Genomic DNA, 24,964 nt, shown 5'->3' on the forward strand with positions numbered 1-24,964 from the left:
GTGGCCCGGGCGGCCAGCGCCCAAGCTGGCCCCCCGGCAGGACAGGAGGAGACGATGGACAAGATGACGGTCGGCATGGTGGGCGTGGGTCTGATGGGCCACGGCATCGCGCGAAACATTGCGGCCAAGGGGTGGCCGCTGCTGTTTCTGGATCATCCCGGCAACCAGCCGGTCGGTGACCTGACGGCGCTTGGCGCGCGCCGCGTCGATAGGCTGGAGGCCCTGGCGGAATGCCGCGCGGTCATCCTGTGCCTGTCGGGCACCCCCCAGGTCGAGGAGGTGCTGCTGGGCGCGGGCGGTCTGCTGGCCGCGATCCGTCCGGGAACCGTAATCGTCGACTGTTCGACCGCGATCCCGGCATCGACCCTGCGCCTGGCGGGGCTGACGCGCGAGGCGGGCGGGGAATTCATGGACGCGGCCATGACCCGCACCCCAAAGGAGGCCGAGGAAGGCCGCCTGAACCTGCTGGTGGGCGCGGACGGTGATCTGTTCAACCGCATGCGCCCCCTGCTGGGCACGTTCGCCGAGAACATCTTTCACGCGGGCGACGTCGGCGCGGGCCATACGCTGAAGCTGCTGCACAACTTCGTCTCGATCGGCTGCGCGACCCTGATCAGCGAGGCCGCGGCCTGTGCGCGGCAGGCGGGCATCCGTGACGCGACCTTTGTCGACGTGCTGTCCAAGGGCGGCGGGCACGGTGCCGCGCTGGACCGGATCGCGCCCTTCCTGCTGTCGGGGGACACGTCGGGAATGCGCTTTTCGGTCGCGAATGCGGCCAAGGACCTGTCCTATTACCGGCAGCTGTCGCGGGACGTGGGCGCCGCGCATGACGCGGCAGACGGCGTCGGGGCGGCCTTGGACGGGCTTGCCCAAGGCGGTTTCGCCGACAGCTATCTGTCGGAAGCCGCGGCCCTGTTCGCCCCGCAGGACAAGCCCTCGCACGACTAGCCCGTGACCACGGGCCAGGGGCGTGCGGGCGGGGCGATCCGTTCCCACGCCCGCGCGGCGCGCAGCACGCCCAGGTCGTCGAACCGGCGGCCAGCGATCTGCAACCCGATGGGCACGCCGTTCCGGTCATGGCCGCAGGGCACGCTGATCGCCGGTTGTTCGCCGATGTTGAAGGGCGCGGTAAAGCCGATATGCTGCATCGCGCGCGTCACGTCGTTGTCGGCGGGATAGGCCCAATCCGCCGGAAAGCTGACATTCGGAGAGATGGGCGACAGGATCAGGTCCAGATCAGCCATGGCCTGGGTGGTGCGACGACGGATCTCGACCGTGGCGCCATAGCTGCGCCAGACGTCCTCTCCGGACCGGCCCAGACCCGATTCTGCCCATTCCCGCACCAGCGGCAGGATACGGGCCCGCCGTTCGGGCGCCAGCGCCAGCACGTCCAGCCCGGCCCGCGTGCGCCAGAAATCATCCAGGCCCTGCAGCAGATCGGGGGTCATCCACGGATCGATGGGCCGGATGACGGCGCCGGCTTGTTCGAACAGCGCCGCCGCGGCGGTCACGGCGTCGCTGACCTGCGGGTCGACCGCCATGCCGCAGCCGGCGTCCATCAGCAGGCCGACACGCAGCCCCTTCAGGTCGCAGTCCAGGTCCATCCAGTCGATCGTCGCGGGTGGCAGGGACATGTGGTCGCGCCCGTCGGGCTGGGACAGCACCGCCATGGCCATCGCGGCATCGGTGACGGTCCGCGTCATCGGTCCCGCCGCGCGCCCCATGAAAGGCGGGTCGATCGGCACGCGCCCCAAGCTGGGCTTCAGCCCCACCAGCCCGCACCACGCGGCGGGCAGCCGGATCGATCCGCCGATGTCGGTCCCCAGATGGAGCGGCCCATAGCCCGCAGCCCCTGCCGCTCCCGCCCCCGCGCTGGAGCCGCCGGGGTTCATTGCGGTGTTCCACGGATTGCGCGCCAGCCGGTGAAAGCTGGACAGGCCCGAGGACAGCATCCCGAAATCGGGCATGGTCGTGCGGCCCAGAAAGACCGCCCCCGCCTCGCGCATGCGGGCGGCGGGGGGCGCGTCCTCGGTGCGCGGCGTCATGTCGCTGACCGCGGTGCCCAGGGGCATCGCCACGCCGCGGGTGGCGATGTTCTCCTTGATGGTGATGGGCACGCCGTCCAACGACACGCCGCCCACCGTCAGCGGATCGCCGCGCCGCCAGCGCTCCTCGGACGCGCGGGCGGCCTCCCGCGCCAGGTTGTGATCGACGGTCCACATCGCGTTCAGCACCGGCTCGCAGGCGTCAATGCGGTCCAGGACGGCGCGGGTCACCTCGACCGGGGACAGGCTGCGGTCGGCAAAGCCCGCGGTCATCGCGGCGGCGGTCAGGTCGGCAAATGCGGTCATGGGGTCCTCAGGTGATCCGGGTCAGCAGGCCCGCGGCCAGGCGCGCACGCTCGGGCAGGCTGTCGATCTCGATATGTTCGTCCAGCGTGTGCAGGCCGCGGCCGCGCACGCCGATGCTGTCCAGCGTGGGCACGCCCATCGCACCGATAAAGTTGCCGTCCGACCCGCCGCCCGACCGGTCCGACGACAGGTCGAACCCGATCTGCGCCGACAGGTCGCGCGCCAGATCATACAGCGCCATCGTGCCCGGCTGCGGCTCCCAGACCGGGCGGGTGACGCCGCGGGTGACGGTGAATTCGACCCCGTCCCGTTCGCCCTGCAGCGCCAGCATGGCCGCGACGCCGCGGTCCAGGTCGTCTTGCGTCTTGGCCATGGACAGGACCTCGGCCCGGCATTCCGAGGCCACGCAGTTCACCCATTGCCCGGCATGGATCACGCCCACGGAAAAGGTGCAGTCCTCGGTGGTCATCGCCTCGATCTGCAGGATACGGCGGGCCATGGCGGCGATGGCCGACCGCCCGTCCTTCAGCGCCCAGCCCGCATGGCTGGGCCGGCCGTGGGTCAACAGGTCGAAACGCGCGATGGCGTATCGCCCGATCACCGCGCCCCCGTCGGGCAGCGCGGGTTCGGGCAGCAGCACGGCGCGCTGGCCGCGGGCGGCATCCTCGATCAGGCCGCGGGTGGCGGGGGTGCCGACCTCCTCGTCGGGGGTGAACAGGAACGTGACCGGCAAAGGCGTGGTCAGCCCCGCCCGCGCGATCTGGCGCATCGCTTCCAGAAAGACGTAGTTGCCGCCCTTCATGTCCATGATGCCCGGCCCCCAGGCCTTGCCGTCCTGCACCCGGAAAGGCAGCTTCTCCAGCGTGCCGACGGGATGGACCGTGTCCATGTGCCCCGACACCAGGATGCCCGGCTTGCCCTGATCGGCATGCGGAAAGGTCGCGCGGATCGAGGTGCCGAAGCCCTTGGTGCCCGGCACCGTCTCGACCGTGGCGCCGATCGCGGACAGATCGCGCGCGGCCAGGTCCATCATCCGGCTGACGGCACCCGCGTCCCAGGTCGGGCTTTCGCATTCGATCCAGGGGCGCAGGCCCGTCAGCATCTCCTCCGCGTCGAAGGGCAGGTCGACCGCGCTCATGCCGCCACCGGCAGGCGGCGTTCGATCAGCCGCGCATAGATCGACGCGCCGACGGGCAGGATACCCTCGTCCAGCACGAAGCCTGGATTGTGCAGCGGCACCGTTCCCGCATGGCCCAGGTTGCCATAGGCGCCGGGGACCTGCTGCAGCATGTCGGCGAAATCCTCGGACCCGGTGAAGGGCTGGGAATCGTCGCGCACATTGTCTGCGCCCAGCACGTCGGCGGCGGCCTGTGTCCAGGCGTCCGACAGGTCGGCATCGTTCACCAGCACGTCGAAGATCTCGCGGAACTCGCAGGTGATCCGCAGGTCGAAGGCCTGCGCGGCACCCTCGCAGATGGCGCGCATCCGCGCCTGCATCAGGTCGCGGACCTCGGGTCGGAAGAAGCGGATCGTGCCGGCCAGGGTCGCGGTCTCGGGCACCACGTTGTAGGCGCTGCCTGCATGGATCTGGGTCACCGACAGCACGGCCTGATCCAGCGGCGCGACGTTCCGACCCAGGATCGTCTGGAACTGCCCCACCAGCCCTGATGCCGCGACCAGCGCATCGCGCGACTGCTGCGGCATGGCGGCATGGCTGCCCTTGCCCGTCACGGTGATGTCCAAGAAGGACGCCCCCGCCATGGCCGGACCCTTGCACAGCGTCGCGCGGCCCGGCTGGCCGGTCGGCTGGTTGTGCATGCCATAGACCTCGTCGACCGGGAACCGCTGGAACAGCCCGTCCGCGATCATGGCGCGGGCGCCGCCCAGACCCTCCTCGGCGGGTTGGAAGATCAGGACCGCGGTGCCGTCGAAGTTGCGCGTGCGCGCCAGATACTGCGCGGCACCCAGCAGCATGGTCGTGTGCCCGTCATGGCCGCAGGCATGCATCCTGCCGGCCTGGGTCGAGGCATGGGGCAGGCCCGTCGCCTCCTGGATCGGCAGCGCGTCCATGTCGGCGCGCAGGCCGATGCGGCGGTTGCCCTGACCCCGGCCATGCACGATGCCCACGACGCCGGTCCTGCCCACGCCCTCGTGGACCTCGTCCACGCCCCATTCGCGCAGCTTGGCCGCGACGACCGCGCTGGTGCGAACCTCCTCCATGCCGATTTCCGGGTGGGCGTGCAGGTCGCGGAAGATCGCGGTCAGTTCCGGGACGGCGGCGTCGATCTCAGGCAGGTTCGGCATGTCTCACCTCTGGCATGGCACGGAAGTTCTGGAAGTCCCATGACCGGCCGGGGGCGGCCTCGATCAGGGCGCGGGTATAGGGATGGGCGGGCGCGGCCAGCACCTCGCCCGCGGGGCCGTGTTCCACGACGGCGCCGCGTTGCATGACGATCACCTCGTCGCAGATCTGGGCGGCGACGCGCAGATCGTGGGTGATGAAGACGATGGCGATGCCCAGGTCGCGCTGCAGCTGGTCCAGAAGGTCCAGCACCTGCGCCTGCACCGACACGTCCAGCGCCGACACGGCCTCGTCGGCCACCAGCACGTCGGGGCGCATCATCACCGCGCGGGCGATCGCGATCCGCTGCCGCTGCCCGCCCGAGAACTGGTGCGGATAGCGGGCCAGCGCGTCGGCGGGCAGGCCCACGACGCCCATCAGGCGCGCGGCCTCGGCCATCGCGTCCGCACGGCTGGTGCCATAGTTCAATGGCCCCTCGATCAGGCTCTCGCCGATGGTCCAGCGGGGGTTCAGCGACCGCATCGGGTCCTGGAACACCACCTGCAGCTTCTGGCGGTGCGGGCGCAACGCGCCGCGCGAAAGGTTCGCGATGTCGGCATCGTCCAGCAGGATGCGCCCAGAACTGGGGTCGATCAGCCGCATGATGCAGCGCGCGACGGTGGACTTGCCAGACCCGCTTTCGCCGACGATCCCCAGGGTGCGGCCGCGCGACAGGGCGAAGGTCACATCCTTGGCGGCATGCGCTTGCGGCAGCTTCCGCAGGATGCCGCCGCCGCCATAGATCTTGTTCAGCCGCTCGACCCGCAGGACCGCATCCTCCGTCACGGGCCGGGCATCGCGGGGCGACAGGCTGGGCACGGCCTTCAGCAGCTTGCGGGTATAGTCCGCCTGCGGGCTGCGCAGCAGCGTCTCGACCGCGCCATGTTCGACGATCTCGCCCTGCTTCATGACATAGACGGTGTCGGCGATCTCGGCGACGACGCCCATGTCGTGGGTGATGAACAGCACCGCCGTGCCGTGGCCCTTCTGCAATTCGTCGATCAGCGCCAGGATCTGCTTTTGCGTGGTCACGTCCAGCGCGGTCGTGGGTTCGTCCGCGATCAGCAGCACCGGCTCCAGCACCAGCGCCATCGCGATCATGATCCGCTGGCGCTGGCCGCCCGACAGCTGGTGCGGATAGCTGCGGAAGATGCGCTCGACATCGGGCAGATGGACCTGCTCCATGATCGCCACGGCGCGACGGCGGCGTTCCGCGGCGGGCAGGTCGGTGTGCAGCTCCATCACCTCCATGATCTGGTCGCCCACGCGCAGCACCGGGTTCAGCGCGGTCATCGGCTCCTGGAAGATCATCGCGACGCGGGCCGCGCGCAGGTCGCGCATCTCGGCCTGTGTCAGGGGCAGCAGGTCGCGGCCCTGCAGCCGGATCGTGCCCCCCGCGACGCGCAGCGCGTCGGGCAGCAGCCCCATGATCGCCAGCGAGGTGACGGATTTCCCCGACCCGGATTCGCCCACCAGGCAGACGGTCTCGCCCGCGCGGATGGTCAAGTCGATGCCCTTCAGGACCGCGGGGTTTCCCGGCGTCTCGGGTAGGGTCACGGTCAGGTCGCGTGCCTCCAGCACCACGTCTGCCGCGTCGAAGTTGCGTGTCTTGAACTGCATCAGCCTGCCCTCTTCTTCAGCCGCGGGTCCAGCATGTCGCGTGCCGCATCGCCCAGAAGGTTGATCGACAGGATGCACAGCGACAGCGCGATGCCGGGATAGAGGATCAGCTCCGGCTTGATGCGGAAGAACAGCCGACCCTCGGCCATGATGTTGCCCCAGGTGGGGGTCTCGGTGCTGACGCCTGCGCCCAGGAAGGACAGGATCGCCTCGGTCAGGATGGCGCTGGCCAGGATGTAGGTGCCCTGCACGATCAGGGGTGCGGTGGTGTTCGGCACCAGGTGGCGCACCAGGATCTTGCGCATCGGCGTGCCAAGCGCGATCGCGGCCTCGACATAGGGCTCCTCGCGCGCGGAAAGGACAACGGCGCGGACCAGACGCACGACGCGGGGGATCTCGGGGATGGTGATCGCGGCGATGACCGATCCGACCGACGGGCCGTTCAGCGCCACCAGCGCGATGGCCAGCAGGATCGACGGGATCGCCATCAGCGCATCCATCGCCCGCATGATGATCGCGTCCGCCGTGCGGAAGAAGCCCGCGATCATGCCGATGATCAGGCCCAGCAGGACCGACACCACCGCCGTGGCGATTCCGATGATCAGCGACAGCTGTCCCCCGATCAGCACGCGGCTGAAGATGTCGCGACCGAAATTGTCGGTGCCAAGGGGATGGCCCTCGATCGGGCCCTGCAAGCGGGCCATGGGGTTCATCGCCAGCGGGTCATGCGGCGCGATCCAGCCCGCCAGCAGCGTCAGGACGACGATGACGGCCAGCACCAGCGCCGCGATCTTGCTGCCTGCGCCCAGATGCGGCAGGCGCAGCGCGCGCAGGACCGGCTGCATCGCCGAGGTCGGTTGCGGTACCTGTGCCATCAGTAACGGATCCTTGGGTCAAAGAGGCGGTAGCTGAGGTCGATCAGCAGGTTCACCAGCACATAGAGGAAGCTGGTCAGCAGGATCATCGCCTGGATGACCGGATAGTCGCGCGCCAAGATCGCATCGACCGTCAGGCGGCCCACGCCGGGGATGTTGAAGACGGTCTCGGTCACCACCACGCCTCCGATCAGCAGGGCAAAGCCGGTGCCGATCACGGTCAGGATCGGGACGGCCGCGTTCTTCAGTGCGTGGCGGAACAGGACGGTGCGTTCCGGGGCCCCCTTGGCGCGGGCGGTGCGAATATAGTCCTCGCCCAGCACCTCCAGCATGTTGGCCCGCGTCATGCGCGCGATCAGCGCGACATAGATGGTGGACAGCGTCAGCGCGGGCAGGAAGGCATTTGACAGAAACCCGCCCAGGCCCGACGACAGGGGCGTGTATCCCTGCACCGGGAACCAGCCCAGCTGCAGCGAGAAGACCAGGATGAACAGGTATCCGATCACGAAGACCGGCACCGAAAACCCCAGGACCGAGAAGGTCATCACCGCGTAATCGGCCATGCTGCGATGCTTCCACGCGGCCAGGACGCCCATCGGCACGGCGATCGCGACCGACATCACGATGGTCAGCACCGCAATGGACAGGGTCGGCGCGATGCGGTCGGCGACCATCGTGGCCACCGGCGTGTTCGAGATCAGCGACACGCCCAGATCGCCCCGCAGCAGCTGTCCGACCCAGGTCACGAACTGGATGTGCAGCGGATCGTTCAGGCCCATGGCCTCGCGAATGCGCTCCAGCTGGGCGGGGGTCGCCATGTCGCCCGCGATGATCGCGGCCGGGTCGCCCGGCGTCAGGCGCAGCAGCAGGAAGACGAAGACGGCGACCAGCAGCATCACCGGAATGACGGCCAGAATGCGCCGCAGGATGTACCCCAGCATCAGGTTTCTCCGATCAGGTGGGTGGGGGGCGGCAGGACCGCCCCCTGCTTTCGATCACTCGGACTTCTGCAGGCCCCAGAAGACCGGCACGGGCGAGTTGATCATCTCGGTGATCGTGGTGCGACGGGCCTGCGGCAGGGTGTACTGACCCAGAGGGATCAGCAGGCCGTTCTCAAGGGCATGGGCCTGGATCTTCTCGGCGACCGCGGCCTGGGCTGCTGCGTCGGGGGCGTCGATGAACTCCTCCTTGAGACCCTCGATGGTCTCGTCGGTCGGCCAGCCGAACCAGGCGTCGTCGCCGCGTCCGTTCAGCATCGGGTTCGAGATCGGGTTCGAGATCTCCGGCACCATCCAGTTTGTGATGAACACGTTCCAGCCCCCTTCGGCCGGGGCTGCCTGGCTGGCACGGCGGGTGACCAGCGTTTGCCAGTCCATCGGCTGCAGCTCGACCTGGAACCCGGCCTCGCGCAGCATCTGCGACACGACGACGGGCTGAGTGGCCAGCGCCACCATGTCGGTGGGCGCCATCAGCACGACCGGCGTGCCGTCGTAGCCCGCCTGTTCCAGCAGCGCCCGCGCCTCCTCGGCGCCGCCGCCCTGGGTCAGGGTTTCGGTGCCGATCGCGTTCTCCAGCGGCGTACCGCAGCCCAGGATGGCGCCGCAGACCGAATAATATTCGGGGTTGCCGACCATCGCGGCCAGGACCGGTTCCTGGGTGATCGCCTTGATTGCCGCCTGGCGGACCTGGACGTTGTCGAAGGGCGGGTGCAGGAAGTTCATCCGCGTCATCGTCTGCATGCCGGTCGGCTCGCGCGTCTCGACGACGATGTTCGGATCACCCTCCAGCAGCGGGATCAGGTCGACCTGCATCGCCTCGATATAGTCGATCTCTCCGCCCGACAGCGCGTTCACGGCGGTCTGGACGTCGGGCATGTTGACCCATTCGACGCGGTCGACATTGACGACCTTGCCGCCGGCCATCCAGTCGGCGGGTTCGTCGCGCGGCACGTATTCGTCGAACTTCTCATAGACGACCATCAGCCCCGGCTGGAACTCCGCCTCGACAAAGCGGAACGGCCCCGAACCCACGTATTCGGTGATCGCCTCGTCGGCCGAGGTCTGGGCCACGCGGGCGGGCATGATGAAGGGGGGCAGGGCCGACTGCTTGGACAGCACGTCCAGCATCGGCACGAAGGGTTCGGTCAGCGTCCAGGTGATCGTCTTGTCATCGGTCGCCTCAAGGCTGGCGGTGCGGTCCATGATGACCTGTCCGCCCGCGTCCTTCTGCCCCCACCGCTGCAGCGAGGCCACGGCATCGGCCGCCGTCACCGGCGCGCCGTCATGGAAGGTCAGCCCGTCGCGCAGCGTGAAGGTATAGGTCAGCTGATCGTCCGAGATGGTCCAGTCGGCCATCTGCGGCTGCGGCTGGAATTCGGAATCCTGCGCGATCAGCACGTCGTAGATCATGTAGGCGTGGTTGCGCGTGATGTGGGCGGTGGTGATAACGGGGTCCAGCACGCGCAGGCCGGAATGCATCACGGCCTTGACGGTGGTCTCGGCCCAGGCCGCGCCTGTCAGCATGGTCGAGGCCAGAAGCGTGGCAGTCAATTTCTTGAGCATGGTGTCCTCTCTGTTGAACGGGTCCGCGGGGTGATCTTGGCGTCAGCTTTGCGCGGGGGGTGTGAAGGGTGCGCCGCCCGGCTCCAGCCGGATGCCGGGGACAAGGTTGCGAAAGGGCAGGCTGGCCGGGCTGACGGGCATGGGCCCGGGCGCGGCGCAGGTCAGGATCGCCGCCGCGATGGGGGCGAAATCGGCACGGAAATGGTTCGAGCTTTTCACGACCAGGATGGCCTGCTCCTCGGGGACGATCCCAAGGAAGCGGAACATCTGACGATCGGCCATCTGCGCCTTTTCCGACGCGACGGCCACCCGCACGCCCCCGATGCTGAGGCAGGCGGACGGCCCAAGCGCCAGATGCGCGCCGCCATAGAACGGGCCCGTGGCATGGCAGGCCCCGTCGGACAGCGCGTCCACCGTGAACCGGCCCTGAAATGGCGCATCGCCCGGAATGCCGGACCGACCGCCCAGGGCCAGATCGATGGTCGCGCCCACCCCCGCGGCATGGGCCGCCGCCGCCGCCTCCGGATCGATGATCAGGCCGATGGCCGCGTCCCGGGCATCGGCCTCGACCAGGGCGCGCAGCATGCCGGTCGTGTCGGAATTGCCGCCTGCGCCGGGATTGTCCTGCGTGTCGACCAGGATCACCGGCCGATCGGTGGCGCGGCGCATCGCCTCTGCCACCCCGCCCGCGGGGCTAAGGCATTCGCCGCGGAACGCGGGTTCGGCCTCGCGCAGGGCCTGTGCCAGGCCGTCGGCCATCGCACCGGCCTGTGCCTGCGTCTGGGCATAGGCGATGACCGAGGGGCGGCAGTCGGCGAAATCGGCCGCGGGAAACCCCATGAACAGCGACGCACAGCCCTGACCGTCGCATGCGGCAACCCGGTCATAAAGCCCGGCTGCGGGCTGTGCATCGGTTGCCTGCCACGCGATCGGGATCAGAAAATCCAGCTGCCGGAACGCCTTGGCGTTGGGCGCGCCGCCCATCAGGCGGTCAAGTTGCTGCGCCGCACGATGCCCGGTCAGGGCCATGTCGACATGCGGATAGGTGCGGAACCCCACCATCAGGTCGGCATTGTCCACCATCCGCGCCGTGATGTTGCCGTGCAGGTCCAGCGCCGCGACGACAGGCGTGTTCGGCCCGACTGCCTGGCGGACCCGCTCCAACAGCAGGCCTTCGCCGTCCGGCGCCCCATCGGCCACCATCGCGCCGTGCAGGTCCAGAAAGACGCCGTCCAGCGGCCCCGCATCGCGCAGGCCCTGGACGATCTCCTCGGTCAGGGCGGCATAGCAATCGGCGGTCACCGGGGCCGATGGGACCGCGCCGGCCCAGACGACAGGCACCATCTGCCAACCCTGCCTTTCGCCATGCGCGATGACACCGGCGATCGGCAGGTTCACGTCCCGTGCACGCTCGATGATCTGCGCCCCACGGCACAGCGGTAGATAGCCACCGCCCTGTTCAAAGGCCGCCATGTCGGCGGGGCTTGGGGCAAAGGAATTGCTCTCATGAACGAAGCCCGCAAGGGCGATCCGCAAAGGACGGGCAGGAATCGTCTGGGTCAGCAATGTATTGTCATCCGATACAGTTGCATTGTATCACGAGTGTATTAACCCAAAATTGATCATGTCAACGTCGGAGATTGCATGCAGCGCAAGAATCACGATCCGGACGCTCCGCAGGCCGAGAATGCCTTGTTCGTCCAATCCCTTGCCCGCGGAATGAGCGTTCTGGAAGCGTTTCGCGATGCCGATGGGGCACTGTCGCTTGGCCAGATCGCCACGCGGACCGGTCTGACACGCAGCGCGGCGCAGCGTCTGGTGCACACCTTTCGCACACTGGGCTATCTGACGTTGGCCGAGGATGGTCGCGGCTTTCGTCTGGACCTGCCGATCCTGGACCTGACGCACGACTATCTGCGCCTGAACCCGCTGGTGCGTCGCGCCAGTCCGATCCTGCTGGACCTGCGTCGCAACGTCCGCGAACGGGTCGACTTGTCACTGTTCGATGGTCAGCGCATGGTCTATGCCGCCCGGATGCAAAGCAAGCGCGAGACGTTCTTTGCGACCTTGGTGGGCAACAGCGTGCCCACGACCTGCACGTCGGGTGGTTGGGCCGTCATGGCGATGCTGCCCCCGACCGAGGTCGACCAGATCCTGGACGAGGCCAGTCTTCGGCCGCTGACGCCCCGGACCCTGACCGATCCCCAGGCGATCCGCGACCAGGTCGCGCTGGCGCGAGAGGCCGGCCACGCGCTGGCGCTGGAGCAGATCCTGATGGGAGAGGTGGCCCTTGGCGTGGCGATCCCGGACGCATCGGGCCGCCCGATCGCCGCGATCCACATCGCCGGATCGCTCTCGGAGTGGGATCCGGAGGAGTTCCGCCGCCGCAATGCACCCCTGGCCGCAGAGGCCGTGCGCAGCATCATGTCAGCGTAGGCGACATCATGTATGGCCGCCAAGTGCGGCTGATCATTTAACTTTCTGGATATTGGCTGGGGCGGTAGGATTCGAACCTACGGTACACGGTACCAAAAACCGATGCCTTACCACTTGGCCACGCCCCAACTGTGGAGGGTGATTACCCAAGCCCGCAGATGGGTGCAAGACGAAAAATGCAGAAATCTTGCCCCCATCCCAAAGCCCCGGTATCGACGCGCCATGGAACACGCCGATATCGTCATTCTGGGGGCCGGGGCGGCCGGATTATTCTGCGCAGGCTCTGCCGTCGCGCAGGGCAGGCGGGTCGTGGTGCTGGATCATGCGCCGACGCCCGCCGAAAAGATCCGCATTTCCGGCGGCGGGCGGTGCAATTTCACCAACTTCGCGACCGGGCCGGACCGTTTCCTGTCGGACAACCAGCGCTTCGCAGCCAGTGCCTTGGCGCGGTATCGTCCGCAGGCCTTTGTCGATCTGGTCGACCGGGCGGGAATCGCTTGGCATGAAAAGACCCAGGGGCAGCTGTTCTGTGACGGCAAGGCCACGCAGATCACCGACATGCTGCTGGACCGCATGGCCGGGGCGGACCTGCGCCTTGGCACGCGCATCGACGGCGTCAGCAAGGATGGTGATCGGTTCGTGGTCGCGACCTCCGGCGGGTCGATCAGCACGGGTCGGGTCGTCGTCGCGACGGGCGGCAAGTCGATTCCCAAGATCGGGGCGACGGGGCTAGGCTATGATCTGGCGCGCCAGTTCGGGTTGCGGCTTGTCGAAACGCGGCCCGCGCTGGTACCGCTGACCTTTGCGGAACAGGATCTGGCGCTGTGCCGTCCGCTGGCCGGGCTGTCGGTAGAGGCGCGGATCACGCATGGCAAGGGCAGCTTTCGCGATGCGCTGCTGTTCACGCATCGCGGGCTGAGCGGCCCGGTGATCCTGCAGATCTCAAGCTTCTGGCAGGCGGGCGAGGTGCTGACGATCGATCTTGCGCCCGACCGCGACATCGCCGCCGACCTGAAGGCCGCACGCGGTGGCAAGGCGCAGGTTGCGACCGTACTGGCCCAGATGCTGCCGGAACGCCTTGCGCAATCCGTGGCGGCGGACGCGGGCTTGGCACAGGCGCGGCTGGCCGATCAGCCGAACGCCCGGCTGGACGCGCTGGGCGCGCGTGTGAACCGGTGGCAGGTCCGACCCGTGGGGACCGAAGGCTATCGCACCGCCGAAGTGACCCTGGGCGGCGTGGATACGCGCGATCTGGACGCGCGGACCATGCAGGCGCGCCAGGTGCCCGGACTGGCGTTCATCGGTGAATGCGTCGACGTGACGGGGTGGCTGGGCGGCTATAATTTTCAGTGGGCCTGGGCGTCGGCGGATGCCGCCGGGCGCGCCGCCTAGGTCCGTGGCGTCGGGCTGAGCAGGTCGCGCCCGTCATCGATGCGACCCCGTTCGACCATCTCCTCGAACGCGGCGTCGGGGTTCAGGTCGGACAGGCGCGCATCGGCGGGGCGTGAGGGGCGGGCAGGGCTTGGACGCGCCTCCGCTTCGGGCTGTTCCAGGCGGATGCGGTGGACGGGTTCCGGCACCAGATAGCCCTTGCTGTCCAGCGCATGGCGCAGCAGGCGAAACGCCTCTCCGCGCGCCAGGTCGAAATCGGTGCCGTCCTGCGAGACCCAACCCCCGGCGCGGATGACCACGTGATCCGGTCCCTGGGCATCCAGCCAGGCAACGGGTTCGGGACGCTTCAGCACGAAATCCATCCCCGCCAGCGCCCTGAGCACCAGATCGCGCGCGCGGCCCAGATCGGCGCCGGGGTCGATGGTCAGGTCGACCATGAACCGGCGTTCGGGGTTGCGCGTGTAATTGGTCAGGACGGCCTTGTAGATGATCTGGTTCGGGATGCGGATGTGATTGCCGTCCAGCGTCAGCAGGGTGGTGCCGCGGCTGGTCAGGCGGATCACCCGACCGCGCAGACCGTTCACCTCGATCAGGTCGTTCGGGTTGAAGGGCTGGCGCAGCGACAGCAGCATCGTGGCCACGAATCCTTCGATCGTGTCGCGGGCCGCAAAGGACAGCGACAGGCCGAAGATGCCCGCCGCACCCAGCAATGTCCCCAACAGCGCCCGCGCGCCCATCAGGTCCAGCGCCACGACAAGCGCCACGATCCATGCGGTCAGCCGGATCGTCTGCGCCAGAAATCCGGCGATGAAGGGGTTCGGTGCGATCCCCGACAGGGTTCGTTCCCGCCGCGACAACCAGCCGCCGGCCAGCACGATTATCGCCCCCACCGCCAGGCCCAGTGCCATGAAGGGCAGGCCCGCGATGACCGCGGTCAGGCGAGACTGAAACCTGTCGCGTACCGAGACCAGCCGCGTGCCCAGGTCTGTAGACAGGGTAACCTGATCCTCGATCGCGACGACCCCCTCGACGCGCGCCAGCAGCGATTCAAGGCGCGAAATGGTCTGCTGTTCGGTCACCTCGCCGACCAGCGTCACGATCCCCGCATCGACGCTGGCACGGACGCCATCGAATTCAGGGACTTGCGCCAGGATGCTGGAAATCCGCGACAGGATTGCCAAGTCCGTCGCCCGGTTGTCCTGCGTCGAGATCGCGCCACTTGGCGTCGACGGTGCTGACGGATCGACGACCTGGGCGGCCACGGGGGCCGCCAGCGTCAACAGGATCAGCAGTACGCGGATCATGCCGGGAGCGGGTCGGCCTTTGCCAGCCGGTCGAAGGCCATCAGCGATGCGATCAGCGCGGGCATGCGGTCCAGCGGGATCATGTTCGGCCCGTCGGACGGCGCGGTGTCGGGGGCTTCGTGCGTTTCGATGAAGACGCCGGCCACACCCAGGGCCACCGCGGCCCTTGCCATGACCGGGGCGAATTCGCGCTGCCCGCCCGAACTGCCGCCCTGACCGCCCGGCTGCTGGACCGAATGGGTCGCGTCCATGATCACCGGATAGCCGGTGCGCGCCATGATCGGCAGCGACCGCATGTCGGCCACCAACGTGTTATAGCCGAAGCTGGCCCCGCGTTCGGTCAGCAGGATGTTCCCGTTCCCGGTCGAGGCGACCTTGTCCGCGACGTTGGGCATGTCCCAGGGGGCCAAGAACTGACCCTTTTTGATGTTGACCACCGCGCCGGTGCGGCCCGCGGTCAGCAACAGGTCGGTCTGGCGGCACAGAAAGGCGGGGATCTGGATCACATCGACCACCTGCGCGGCGCGCACCGCCTGGTCAGCGTCATGGATGTCGGTCAGCACGGGGCAGCCGAACCTTTCGCGGACCGCGGCCAGGATCTCCAGCCCCTCGTCGATGCCTAAGCCGCGGCGACCCGACAAAGAGGTGCGGTTCGCCTTGTCATAGCTGGCCTTGAAGACGAAGGACGCCCCGGCATCGGCACAGGCCCTGGCCATCACTCCGGCGATCATCAGCGCGTGGTCCAGGCTTTCCAGCTGGCAGGGTCCGGCGATCACCGTCAGCGGCAGGTCGTTGCCGCAGGTGATCGAACCGATTGGGATATGCTTGGCAGTCGTCATGTCGATACCTGTTCGCGTAGGATGGAGGCCGTCAGCGACAGCATCAGATAGATACCCGAAAACACCAGGAATGCCACCAGGGTGTTCTGGAACGCGCGGGGATAGGTCGCCTCATCCGGCGGAATGGGCGCGATGGACAGCGACAGATAGCGGACCTGCTTGTTCGCCTCGATGCGCGCGGTCTCCATCTGGGCGGCGGCGGCGGCCAGCATTTCCTGGCGCGTCAGCATCTCGGCCTCGGCGACGCGCAGCTCTCCGCCGATGGCGGCCAGAGAGTTGCGGGTGTCGTTGCCCTGCGTCAGCTGCTGGCGGGTCTGGGTGATCAGGTCGCGCAGGCGGGCGATGTCGCCCTCCACCGCATCGACGCGGCTTTGCAGGGGGCGAGCATTCGACTGCAACTGGCCCAGTTCCAGCTGCTTTTCGGCCAGTTGGCCTTCCAGCATGCTGACCTGCGCCATGACCACGCCGCTTTCCGCGACGGGGTCCAGCACGCCCAGCCTCTCCTGCAATTCCTGGACGCGAAGCTGGGCGGCCAGCATCTTTTCCTCGGCGTCCTGATAGGTCTCGCGCGCGCCGTCCATCTGGTCGGAGCGCATGCGTGAGGTCAGGGCGTCAACAAGCTGTTCCGCGTAGGAAATCAGCGCGCGCGAGAACTGTTCGCTCAGCTGCGGGTCGGGCGCGATGACCTCCATGTTCAGCACGCCTTCGGTCGGGTCATAGCCGATCTTGACGGAATCCTTGTACAGGCTGAACGTGGCCTCGTTTGTGGCATCCGCCGGCAGCCGCTTGATCGCATCGACTGACGGGTCCTGGAAGGCGCGCCGGAAGCCCAGATCCTCGTCCAGGCGCAGCATCGCGTCGCGCGATGTCAGATAGCTTTGCACCGCGACCGCGTCCTGGTTCGTGCCCAGGCCCGACCCGCCCAGCATCCCGCTGAGCCCGCTGGCGCCGGATCCGCTTTCGGCCGACTGGATCTGGAACTGCGATACCGTTGCGTAAAGCGGAGAGGCATAGCGGCCGTAATAGATGCCGACCAGTGCGGTCGGCAGGAACACGAACAGCGCCAGCCGCATCGCCAGCATCGCCATGCGGCGGCGGCGGCGGCGGGCCAGGTCGCGCTGGATGCGATAGATTTCGGCGGCGCGCTTTTCCTCGGTCAGTTCCTCGCGGGACGGCAGGGCGGGGCGGCCGGGGGGCGCCGGGCTGCGGTCGGGCAGGATCGACGGCACGGGGGCCTGCCGCACGGCGGGCGCGTTGGGCGAGGGGGCGGCCTGCGCGCGCGTGCCCTCCGACGACAGGATGCTGCCGACGGCGGTGCGGTGGGACGGATCGATCCCCCGCTCGCGCAGACGGAGCACGGCCTCCTCGGCCGAGGAAACCTCGATCTGGTGCAGGGCGGCGATACGCTTGGCGATGCGCAGCTGGCGTTCGGTCAGCTTCTCTGCGCGGATGGCGGCCAGTCGCGTCTCTATGTCGCCAGAATCCGCGGGGGGTGCGGCCGGCGTGTCCTTTTCTGGGGACGGCGCTGCGGGCTTGGTCAGGCGAAAATCACCCAAGCCATCGTCGATCGGTTCGGTGGCCAGGAACCGTTCCAGCCGCGCCTGGCGTTCGGACGCGTCAGCGGCGGGGGCATCGCTGCGGCGCGCGACCTCCAACCGGGGCGGCGCGGGGCTGTCCGATGCGGTCGGTTCCGCTGGCGGGGGCGTCTGGGGCGTGATCGAGGCCATCGCCTGCGTGTTGTACCGGCGCGCTTTAGGAGGTGTAGTCATAATATTGCTTGGCCTCGTCGAGGGTCTCGAACAGATACAGCCTGCCATCACGCAGGATCGCGGCGCGGTTGCAGAACTTCTCGATCGTGCTGGGCTGGTGGGACACGATCACCGTGGTCGCGGTCTGAAGCCGCTCGAACAGGACGCGACCGGCCTTGCGGTTGAATTCCACATCCGTGGTCTGGGGCATGCCCTCGTCGATCAGGTAGATGTCGAAATCCAGCGCCAGCAGCAGCGAGAAGTTGAACCGTTGCCGCATGCCCGTGGAATAGGTGCCGACCGGCATGTCGAAATATTCGTGGATGTCGCACAGCCACCGCGTGAAGGCCGCGACGTAGTCAGGGTCCAGCCCATAGATGCGCGCGATGTAACGCGCGTTCTCGTTACCGGTGTGGCGCGTGACCAGGCCGCCCATGAACCCCAGGGGAAACGAGATGCGGCATTCGCGGCGGATCTTGCCTTCGTCGGGCTTTTCCAGCCCGCACATCATGTTCACCAGTGTGGTCTTGCCGGTGCCGTTGGGGGCCAGGATGCCAAGCGATTGCCCCAGCTCGACCCTGAACGAGGCCTGCTCGAGGATGATCTTGTGCTGCTTGCCGGTCCAGAAGGATTTGGACACATTGTCGAATTCAAGCATGGCCTTGTTATACCAACGCGTTTCGGCACGAGGCGTGCCATGCCGGGTGCCTCGACTGCCAAGGCGACATTAGGGTGGGGCGGACGGGGTGTCCAGTCTTGCGATGGGGCCCGATAATTTGTGATCTGACCAGCCTTATATCGCCGCAATTTCGCCATAAATGCGACGCATGTATCATCACGACGCACCGCTGGCCGACCGTATCCGTGCCTGCAGGCTGTGCGCGGACCGCTTTGCCGTGACCGCCACGCGCCATGCGCCCCGACCGGTGGTCTGGTTCCGGCCGGAAACGCGCATCCTGATCGTGGGGCAGGCGCCGGGCGCGCGGGTTCATGACAGCGGGCGACCCTTCACCGACCGTTCCGGCGACAGGCTGCGCGACTGGATGGGGGTGGAGCCCGACACCTTCTATGACCGCGACCGGATCTCGATCGTGCCGATGGCCTTCTGCTTTCCGGGTTACGACGCCAAGGGGTCGGACCTGCCGCCCCCGCCGATCTGCGCGGCGACGTGGCGGCGGCAGGTGATGGACCAGCTGAATCCGCAGCTGACCCTGCTGGTCGGCGGGCACGCGATGCGGTGGCATCTGGGCGCGCGCAACGTGACGCAGACCGTCCGGGACTGGCGCACCCATGCGCCGGCGATGTTTCCGCTGCCTCATCCCAGCTGGCGTAACACCGGATGGCTGCGCGCCAATCCGTGGTTCGCGACCGACCTGCTGCCCGTGCTGCGGGACCGGGTGGCGACCCTGCTGGGCTGATCAAGCCCAGGTCCACGCCCGGGACGCTTTGTGGCCATGCGGGCTTGTGTTTCGCACACGCATCCGTGACGATAAGACCATCCAGCGGGAACGCGCCTGTCATGCCTTCCCGCCAATCATCGTTAGGGAGACGCCGACATGGGTAAATTGAAACCGATCCTGCTGAGCACCGCCATGGCACTGGGTGCCACGCCGCTGATGGCGCAGGAAGAACAGTTCATCACCATCGGCACCGGCGGCCAGACGGGCGTCTATTACGTCGTGGGTCAGTCGATCTGCCGCCTGGTGAACCGTGACACCGCAACCACCGGCCTGCGCTGCACCGCGCCCGCGACCGGCGGGTCCATCGACAACATCAACCAGATCCGGTCCGGCGGCATGACGATGGGCGTTGCCCAGTCCGACTGGCAGTTCCACGCCTATAACGGCAGCTTGGACTATGAGGGCGATGCCTTCACCGACCTGCGCGCCGTGTTCGCCGTCCACCCCGAGCCCTTCACCGTCGTGGCCCGTGCCGACAGCGGCGTCGAGACCTTCACCGACCTGGCAGGCAAGCGCGTCAACGTCGGCAACCCCGGTTCCGGATCGCGCGGCACGTTCGAGGTCGTCCTGGAAGCCATGGGCATGAGCATGGACGACTTTGCGCTGTCGTCGGAACTGCGCCCTGCCGAACAGTCGGCTGCCCTGGGCGACAACCAGGTCGATGCCATCAGCTATACCGTAGGCCATCCCAACGGTTCGATCCAGGAAGCGACCTCGACCGTGGACGCGACCCTGGTCGACGTGTCCGGCGAGGCGATCGACAAGCTGATCGCGGACAATCCGTTCTACTCCAAGGTCGTGATCCCCGGCGGCATGTATGCCGGCAACGACGACGACACCGAGACCTTCGGCGTCAAGGCAACCTTCGTGACCTCGGCCGCGATCCCGGACGAGACGGTGTACCAGGTCGTCAAGGCGGTCTTCGACAACTTCGACCGCTTCAAGGGTCTGCACCCGGCCTTCGCCTCGCTGACCCCCGAGGAGATGATCGCCGACGGCAACAGCGCGCCCCTGCACCCCGGTGCCGAGCGCTACTATCGCGAACAGGGCTGGATCCAGTAATCCAGGCCTGACCGGGGCGGCCCCATCGGGCCGCCCTTCATCATGACCAACGAACAACAAGATGCATCGCACGGGGTGCCGTGATGAGCGACGACGACAAGACCAGGGAACGCCAGCAGCAGGCCAGCGCGGTCGAGATGCAGGCGTCGGGCCATGGCGCCCTGACCCAGGAGGAACTGGACGAACTGGTCGCCTCGTCGGACACGGGCGCGCGCACTCCGCCGGGTTTCGTGGGCAAGCTGATCCTGGGGGTGGCCCTGTGCTGGTCGCTGTTCCAGCTGTGGATCGCCTCGCCGCTGCCCTTCATGCTGAACTTTGCCATCATCAGCGCCACGGATGCCCGCGCAGTCCATCTGGCCTTCGCGCTGTTTCTGGCTTTCATGGCCTATCCAGCTGAAAAGTCGCCTTTCCAGCTGGCCCTTGGTGTGTCGGTTCCGGTGATCCTGTCCGGGCTGTTCATCTATGGCGCGCCCGCCGCGATGCCGCTGTGGTGGCTGGCACTGGCCGGGGCGGGCGTCGTTGCGGCCGTGCTGCTGGGCAGTCCCAAGACCCGCGTTCCGCCATGGGAATGGCTGCTGGCGCTGGCCGGCGTGGTCGTCACCATGTACGTCTTTATCAACAGCGATGCCCTTGGCCGCCGGGTCGGCGCGCCGATCACCACTGACCTGATCGTGGCGGTCGTGGGCATCCTGCTGCTGCTGGAGGCCACGCGCCGCAGCCTTGGGCCTGCCCTGATGATCGTGGCCACGGTGTTTCTGGCCTATACCTTCCTGGGCCCCTACATGCCGTCGATCATCGCGCATCGCGGCAATTCCCTGGCCGAGGTCGCCAACCACCAGTGGGTCACGACCGAAGGCGTGTTCGGCATCGCCCTTGGGGTATCGACCAGCTTCGTGTTCCTGTTCGTGCTGTTCGGCGCGCTGTTGGACAAGGCGGGCGCGGGCAACTATTTCATCCAGGTCGCCTTTTCGCTGATGGGCCACCTGCGCGGCGGGCCTGCCAAGGCCGCCGTGGTCAGCAGCGCCATGACCGGCCTGATCTCGGGCTCGTCCATCGCCAACGTGGTCACCACCGGCACCTTTACCATCCCGCTGATGAAGAAGGTGGGCTTTTCCAGCGAAAAGGCCGGGGCGGTCGAAACCGCGTCGTCGGTCAACGGCCAGATCATGCCGCCCGTCATGGGCGCCGCAGCCTTCCTGATGGTCGAATATGTGGGCATTCCCTATTTCGACGTGGTCAAGCACGCCATCCTGCCTGCCACGATCAGCTATATCGCACTGGTCTACATCGTGCATCTGGAGGCCATGAAGGCCGGGATGCAGGGCCTGCCGCGCGCCTATACGCCGCCGCCGCTGCTGCGCCGGCTGATGTTCGCGGCCTTCCTGATCGCGGGCATCTGCGCGCTGTCGCTGGCGGTCTATTATCTGATGGGCTGGATCCGGCCCGCATTCGGTGCGGCCGCCCCCTACGTGGTCTTTGCCGTCCTGACGGCGGCCTATGTCGGCCTGCTGTGGGTCGCATCGCGCGAGGAGCCGCTGCAGATCGACGATCCCAACGCGCCGGTGACGGAACTGCCGCTGCCGGGGCCGACGGTCCGGTCGGGTCTGCACTTCATCCTGCCGGTGGTCGTGCTGGTCTGGGCGCTGATGGTCGACCGCCTGTCGCCGGGCCTGTCGGCCTTCTGGGCCACCGCCTACATGATCTTCATCCTGCTGACGCAGCGACCGCTGATGGTGCTGCTGCGCGGGTCCGACCGCACCGGAAACGCCCGCACCGGGCGCGCATTGCGGGCGGGGTTCGACGATCTGGTGGACGGGCTGATCTCGGGCGCACGCAACATGATCGGCATCGGCATCGCCACGGCGACCGCGGGCATCATCGTGGGTGCGGTCAGCCAGACCGGCGTCGGATCGGCCCTGGCCGAGGTGGTCGAGGTCCTGTCGGGCGGCCATCTGCTGGCCATCCTTGGCCTGACCGCGGTCCTGTCGCTGATTCTGGGGATGGGTCTGCCCACGACGGCGAACTATATCGTCGTCTCGGCACTGCTGGCGCCGGTCATCGTGACGCTTGGACAGCAGAACGGGCTGATCGTGCCGCTGATCGCGGTGCACCTGTTCGTGTTCTACTTCGGCATCATGGCCGACGTGACCCCGCCCGTGGGCCTTGCATCCTTTGCCGCGGCCGCCGTGTCGGGAGGCGATCCGATCAAGACCGGGGTCGTCGCATTCGGCTACAGCATGCGCACGGCGGTCCTGCCGTTCCTGTTCATCTTCAACACCGATCTGCTGCTGATCGACGTGGGCTGGGGGCAGGGGATCTTCGTCTTCATCACGGCGACCATCGCGATGCTGCTGTTCGCGGCCGCGACCCAGGGCTGGTTCCTGGTCCGCAGCAAGCTGTGGGAGACGGTCCTGCTGCTGGTGATCGCCTTTACCATCTTCCGGCCCGGCTTCTTCTGGGGCTACGTCTTTCCGCCGTTCGAGGAGCGTTCGGGCGCGGAACTGGTCCAGGCGCTGGAGGACAGCGAGGTCGGCGACGGCCTGCGCCTGCGCATCGCCGGGCTGAACGACATCGGCAACCCTGTTGAGTTCACGGCCCTGCTGCCCGTCCCCGAAGGCGCCACCGGAGAGGAACGGCTGGAGGCCGCGGGCATCACCCTGATCCAGGACGGTGATCGCACGCTGATCGATAACGTGGCGTTCGACAGCCCGGCGCAGGCGGCGGGGCTGGACTGGGATCAGACCGTGCTTGCCGTGAACGCCCCGGCGGCGGCGCCGTCGCGGTACTGGATCTATATCCCGGCCTTCCTGCTGATGGGGTTGGTGATCTGGTCGCAGCGTCGGCGCGAGACGCGCCCCCAGCCCGTGAAAGGACCGCGCCATGCATGACGTCGTGCTGTTGCCGATCGACCTTCAGCATCCTGAAAGCTGGGAAAAGGCCCTGCCGGCCGCGATGCGGCTGGCGGGGGACCGGGGCGTGATCCACCTGCTGGGGATCGTGCATGATTTCGGCAGCTCGATGGTAGCGACCTTCCTGCCCAAGGGGTACGAACAGAAGGCCCTGCAGAAGATGAAGGGCGCACTGGACGATTTCGCCAGCCAGCATTTCCCCGACCAGTCGCGCGTGCAGGTGCATGTCGGCCACGGGCATGTGGCCGAGACGATCCTCAAGGCCGCGGCCCGGCACAAGGCGGACCTGATCGTGATGGCCAGCGACAAGCCGGACGAGCTGCGCAGCATCCTGGTCAGCCGCGATGCCAATGCGGTCGTCCGCCATTCGCCGGTCTCGGTCATGGTGGTGCGCTAGGACATGCAGACCGACCTTCAGATCGCGCGCGCCGCGACCAAGCGGCCGATCAACGACATCGCCGCCCGTCTTGGCCTGACGCCGGATCAGATCCTGCCCTATGGTCATGACAAGGCCAAGATCACCCATGACGCGCTGGCCGGTCTAAGCGGGCCCAAAGGACGTCTGATCCTGGTCACCGCCATCAACCCGACCCCTGCGGGAGAGGGCAAGACCACCACGACCGTGGGTCTGGGCGATGCGCTGAACCGGATCGGCCACCGTGCCACCATCTGCATCCGCGAGGCCAGCTTGGGCCCGAACTTCGGCATGAAGGGCGGGGCGGCCGGGGGCGGGCGCGCGCAGATCGTGCCGATGGAGGAGATGAACCTTCATTTCACCGGCGATTTCCATGCCATCACCTCGGCGCACAATCTGCTGGCCGCGATGATCGACAACCACATCCACTGGGGCAATGCGCTTGACCTGGACACGCGCCGCATCACCTGGCGGCGGGTCATGGACATGAACGACCGCGCGTTGCGCGATGTGGTCGTGGGGCTGGGCGGTCCGGCGAACGGGTTTTCGCGCCAGACCGGTTTCGACATCACCGTCGCGTCCGAGGTGATGGCGATCCTGTGCCTGTCGCGTGATTTGGCCGATCTGCAGGACCGGCTTGGCCGGATCGTCGTGGGCTATACCCGCGACCGCCAACCCGTCACCGCGCGCGATCTGCAGGCGGACGGCGCAATGACCGTTCTGCTAAAGGACGCGTTGCAGCCGAACCTGGTCCAGACGCTGGAGAACAACCCGGCGCTGGTTCATGGCGGCCCCTTCGCCAATATCGCCCATGGCTGCAACAGCGTCATCGCGACCCGCGCCGCCCTGCGCCTGTCCGATTACGTGGTGACCGAGGCGGGCTTCGGCGCCGATCTGGGGGCCGAGAAGTTCCTGAACATCAAGTGCCGCCTTGCGGGGCTTGCGCCGGCGGCCGTCGTGCTGGTGGCCACGGTGCGGGCGCTGAAGATGAACGGCGGCGTGGCCAAGGCCGATCTGGCGGCGGAAGACGCCGCGGCGGTCACCGCGGGCTGCGCCAATCTGGGCCGGCACATCGAGAACATCCGCAGCTTTGGGCTGCCGGTCGTCGTTGCGTTAAACCATTTCGACGGCGACACCCCGGCCGAGATCGCGGCCCTGCAGGACTATTGCGCCGAACAGGGCGTGCAGGCCATCCTGGCACGGCACTGGGCCATGGGTGGCGCCGGTGCCGAAGATCTGGCCCGCGCGGTCGTCGCCCTGGCGGAACAGCCTGCGGCATTCGCGCCGCTTTACCCCGACGCGATGCCGCTGTGGGACAAGATCCAGACGGTCTGCACCCATATCCACCGCGCCGCGCGGGTCGAACCCGGTCCCGGCGTCCTGGATCAGCTGGCCGCCTGGCAGGCGGCGGGCCATGGGCATATGCCGGTCTGCATCGCCAAGACCCAGTACAGCTTTTCGACCGATCCGGACCTGCGCGGCGCGCCCGCCGGGCATGTCATACCGGTGCGAGAGGTGCGGCTGAACGCGGGCGCGGGCTTTGTGGTGGCGATCTGCGGGCAGATCATGACCATGCCGGGCCTGCCGCGCCATCCCGCAGCCGAGGTCATCCGGCTGGATGATCTGGGACAGGTCGAGGGGTTGTTCTGAC

20 protein-coding genes and 1 tRNA gene are annotated in these 24,964 nt (G+C 67.7%); 8 read left to right on the top strand and 13 right to left on the bottom strand.

What is annotated here, in order from left to right; genetic code table 11:
• Positions 1 to 948: an NAD(P)-dependent oxidoreductase gene (locus SY26_RS01235; RefSeq protein WP_255352847.1), complete on the top strand. Its 948-nt coding sequence runs from the start codon at positions 1 to 3 to the stop codon at positions 946 to 948.
• Here the strand turns inward: SY26_RS01235 and SY26_RS01240 are convergent.
• The 8 genes from SY26_RS01240 to SY26_RS01275 are packed head-to-tail and all read right to left on the bottom strand — an operon-like array spanning position 945 to position 11,314.
• Entirely contained in the window at positions 945 to 2,351 is a 1,407-nt protein-coding gene (locus tag SY26_RS01240; protein WP_045998961.1) for an amidase, read from the bottom strand. The genes SY26_RS01235 and SY26_RS01240 overlap by 4 nt on opposite strands.
• Before the next feature lie 7 nt (positions 2,352 to 2,358).
• Complete coding sequence (locus tag SY26_RS01245; RefSeq protein WP_045998962.1) at positions 2,359 to 3,489, bottom strand: M20/M25/M40 family metallo-hydrolase; 1,131 nt, start codon at positions 3,487 to 3,489, stop codon at positions 2,359 to 2,361.
• Positions 3,486 to 4,655, bottom strand: coding sequence for a M20 aminoacylase family protein (locus SY26_RS01250; RefSeq protein ID WP_045998963.1), 1,170 nt, complete (start codon positions 4,653 to 4,655; stop codon positions 3,486 to 3,488). The genes SY26_RS01245 and SY26_RS01250 overlap by 4 nt, the downstream gene beginning before the upstream one ends.
• Positions 4,639 to 6,312: an ABC transporter ATP-binding protein gene (locus tag SY26_RS01255; protein WP_045998964.1), complete on the bottom strand. Its 1,674-nt coding sequence runs from the start codon at positions 6,310 to 6,312 to the stop codon at positions 4,639 to 4,641. The genes SY26_RS01250 and SY26_RS01255 overlap by 17 nt, the downstream gene beginning before the upstream one ends.
• Positions 6,312 to 7,187 (bottom strand): ABC transporter permease, encoded by an 876-nt coding sequence (locus SY26_RS01260; RefSeq protein WP_045998965.1) that lies wholly within the window; start codon positions 7,185 to 7,187, stop codon positions 6,312 to 6,314. Before SY26_RS01260 ends, SY26_RS01255 begins: the two co-directional genes overlap by 1 nt.
• Positions 7,187 to 8,128: an ABC transporter permease gene (locus SY26_RS01265; protein ID WP_045998966.1), complete on the bottom strand. Its 942-nt coding sequence runs from the start codon at positions 8,126 to 8,128 to the stop codon at positions 7,187 to 7,189. The genes SY26_RS01260 and SY26_RS01265 overlap by 1 nt, the downstream gene beginning before the upstream one ends.
• Positions 8,129 to 8,182: 54 nt before the next feature.
• Positions 8,183 to 9,748, bottom strand: coding sequence for an ABC transporter substrate-binding protein (locus SY26_RS01270; protein ID WP_045998967.1), 1,566 nt, complete (start codon positions 9,746 to 9,748; stop codon positions 8,183 to 8,185).
• Positions 9,749 to 9,790: 42 nt separating this feature from the next.
• Complete coding sequence (locus SY26_RS01275) at positions 9,791 to 11,314, bottom strand: M81 family metallopeptidase (protein ID WP_232303235.1); 1,524 nt, start codon at positions 11,312 to 11,314, stop codon at positions 9,791 to 9,793.
• Positions 11,315 to 11,392: 78 nt separating this feature from the next.
• On the opposite strand from SY26_RS01275, the gene SY26_RS01280 reads away from it, so the two are divergent.
• Positions 11,393 to 12,184: an IclR family transcriptional regulator gene (locus tag SY26_RS01280; RefSeq protein ID WP_045998968.1), complete on the top strand. Its 792-nt coding sequence runs from the start codon at positions 11,393 to 11,395 to the stop codon at positions 12,182 to 12,184.
• 53 nt (positions 12,185 to 12,237) lie between these two features.
• Here the strand turns inward: SY26_RS01280 and SY26_RS01285 are convergent.
• Positions 12,238 to 12,312 (bottom strand) — tRNA-Gln (locus SY26_RS01285).
• Positions 12,313 to 12,406: 94 nt separating this feature from the next.
• Between SY26_RS01285 and SY26_RS01290 the strand changes: the two genes are divergently transcribed.
• Positions 12,407 to 13,576: an NAD(P)/FAD-dependent oxidoreductase gene (locus SY26_RS01290; protein ID WP_045998969.1), complete on the top strand. Its 1,170-nt coding sequence runs from the start codon at positions 12,407 to 12,409 to the stop codon at positions 13,574 to 13,576.
• On the opposite strand, the gene SY26_RS01295 is transcribed toward SY26_RS01290, so the two are convergent.
• From SY26_RS01295 to SY26_RS01310, 4 genes are read right to left on the bottom strand one after another with little or no spacing between them, the layout of a single operon-like run.
• Complete coding sequence (locus SY26_RS01295) at positions 13,573 to 14,880, bottom strand: mechanosensitive ion channel family protein (protein ID WP_045998970.1); 1,308 nt, start codon at positions 14,878 to 14,880, stop codon at positions 13,573 to 13,575. The two genes, SY26_RS01290 and SY26_RS01295, sit on opposite strands and share 4 nt — an antisense overlap.
• Positions 14,877 to 15,719, bottom strand: a complete 843-nt coding sequence (kdsA, locus tag SY26_RS01300) for a 3-deoxy-8-phosphooctulonate synthase (RefSeq protein WP_045998971.1) — start codon at positions 15,717 to 15,719, stop codon at positions 14,877 to 14,879. The genes SY26_RS01295 and kdsA overlap by 4 nt, the downstream gene beginning before the upstream one ends.
• Positions 15,716 to 17,446 carry a capsule biosynthesis protein gene (locus SY26_RS01305; protein WP_157020375.1) on the bottom strand — a complete coding sequence of 577 codons (1,731 nt, stop codon included), beginning with the start codon at positions 17,444 to 17,446 and terminating at the stop codon, positions 15,716 to 15,718. The genes kdsA and SY26_RS01305 overlap by 4 nt, the downstream gene beginning before the upstream one ends.
• A gap of 25 nt (positions 17,447 to 17,471) precedes the next feature.
• On the bottom strand, positions 17,472 to 18,125 hold the full coding sequence (locus tag SY26_RS01310; protein WP_045981699.1) for an ABC transporter ATP-binding protein: 654 nt from the start codon (positions 18,123 to 18,125) through the stop codon (positions 17,472 to 17,474).
• Positions 18,126 to 18,294: 169 nt separating this feature from the next.
• On the opposite strand from SY26_RS01310, the gene SY26_RS01315 reads away from it, so the two are divergent.
• The 5 genes from SY26_RS01315 to SY26_RS01335 all read left to right on the top strand — a co-directional run bounded on the left by SY26_RS01315 (position 18,295) and on the right by SY26_RS01335 (position 24,963).
• Positions 18,295 to 18,885, top strand: a complete 591-nt coding sequence (locus SY26_RS01315) for a uracil-DNA glycosylase family protein (RefSeq protein WP_157020376.1) — start codon at positions 18,295 to 18,297, stop codon at positions 18,883 to 18,885.
• Positions 18,886 to 19,023: 138 nt separating this feature from the next.
• On the top strand, positions 19,024 to 19,989 hold the full coding sequence (locus SY26_RS01320) for a TAXI family TRAP transporter solute-binding subunit (protein ID WP_045998974.1): 966 nt from the start codon (positions 19,024 to 19,026) through the stop codon (positions 19,987 to 19,989).
• Between the two features lie 83 nt (positions 19,990 to 20,072).
• The gene (locus SY26_RS01325) at positions 20,073 to 22,877 is read left to right on the top strand and encodes a TRAP transporter permease (protein WP_052715073.1); all 2,805 of its coding nucleotides are present in this window, start codon (positions 20,073 to 20,075) and stop codon (positions 22,875 to 22,877) included.
• Complete coding sequence (locus SY26_RS01330; protein ID WP_045981702.1) at positions 22,870 to 23,295, top strand: universal stress protein; 426 nt, start codon at positions 22,870 to 22,872, stop codon at positions 23,293 to 23,295. Before SY26_RS01325 ends, SY26_RS01330 begins: the two co-directional genes overlap by 8 nt.
• Positions 23,296 to 23,298: 3 nt before the next feature.
• Complete coding sequence (locus SY26_RS01335; RefSeq protein WP_045998975.1) at positions 23,299 to 24,963, top strand: formate--tetrahydrofolate ligase; 1,665 nt, start codon at positions 23,299 to 23,301, stop codon at positions 24,961 to 24,963.
• Position 24,964: the final 1 nt, after the last annotated feature.

This window comes from Paracoccus sp. 228 (genome assembly GCF_000967825.1).
GTDB lineage: Bacteria > Pseudomonadota > Alphaproteobacteria > Rhodobacterales > Rhodobacteraceae > Paracoccus > Paracoccus marcusii.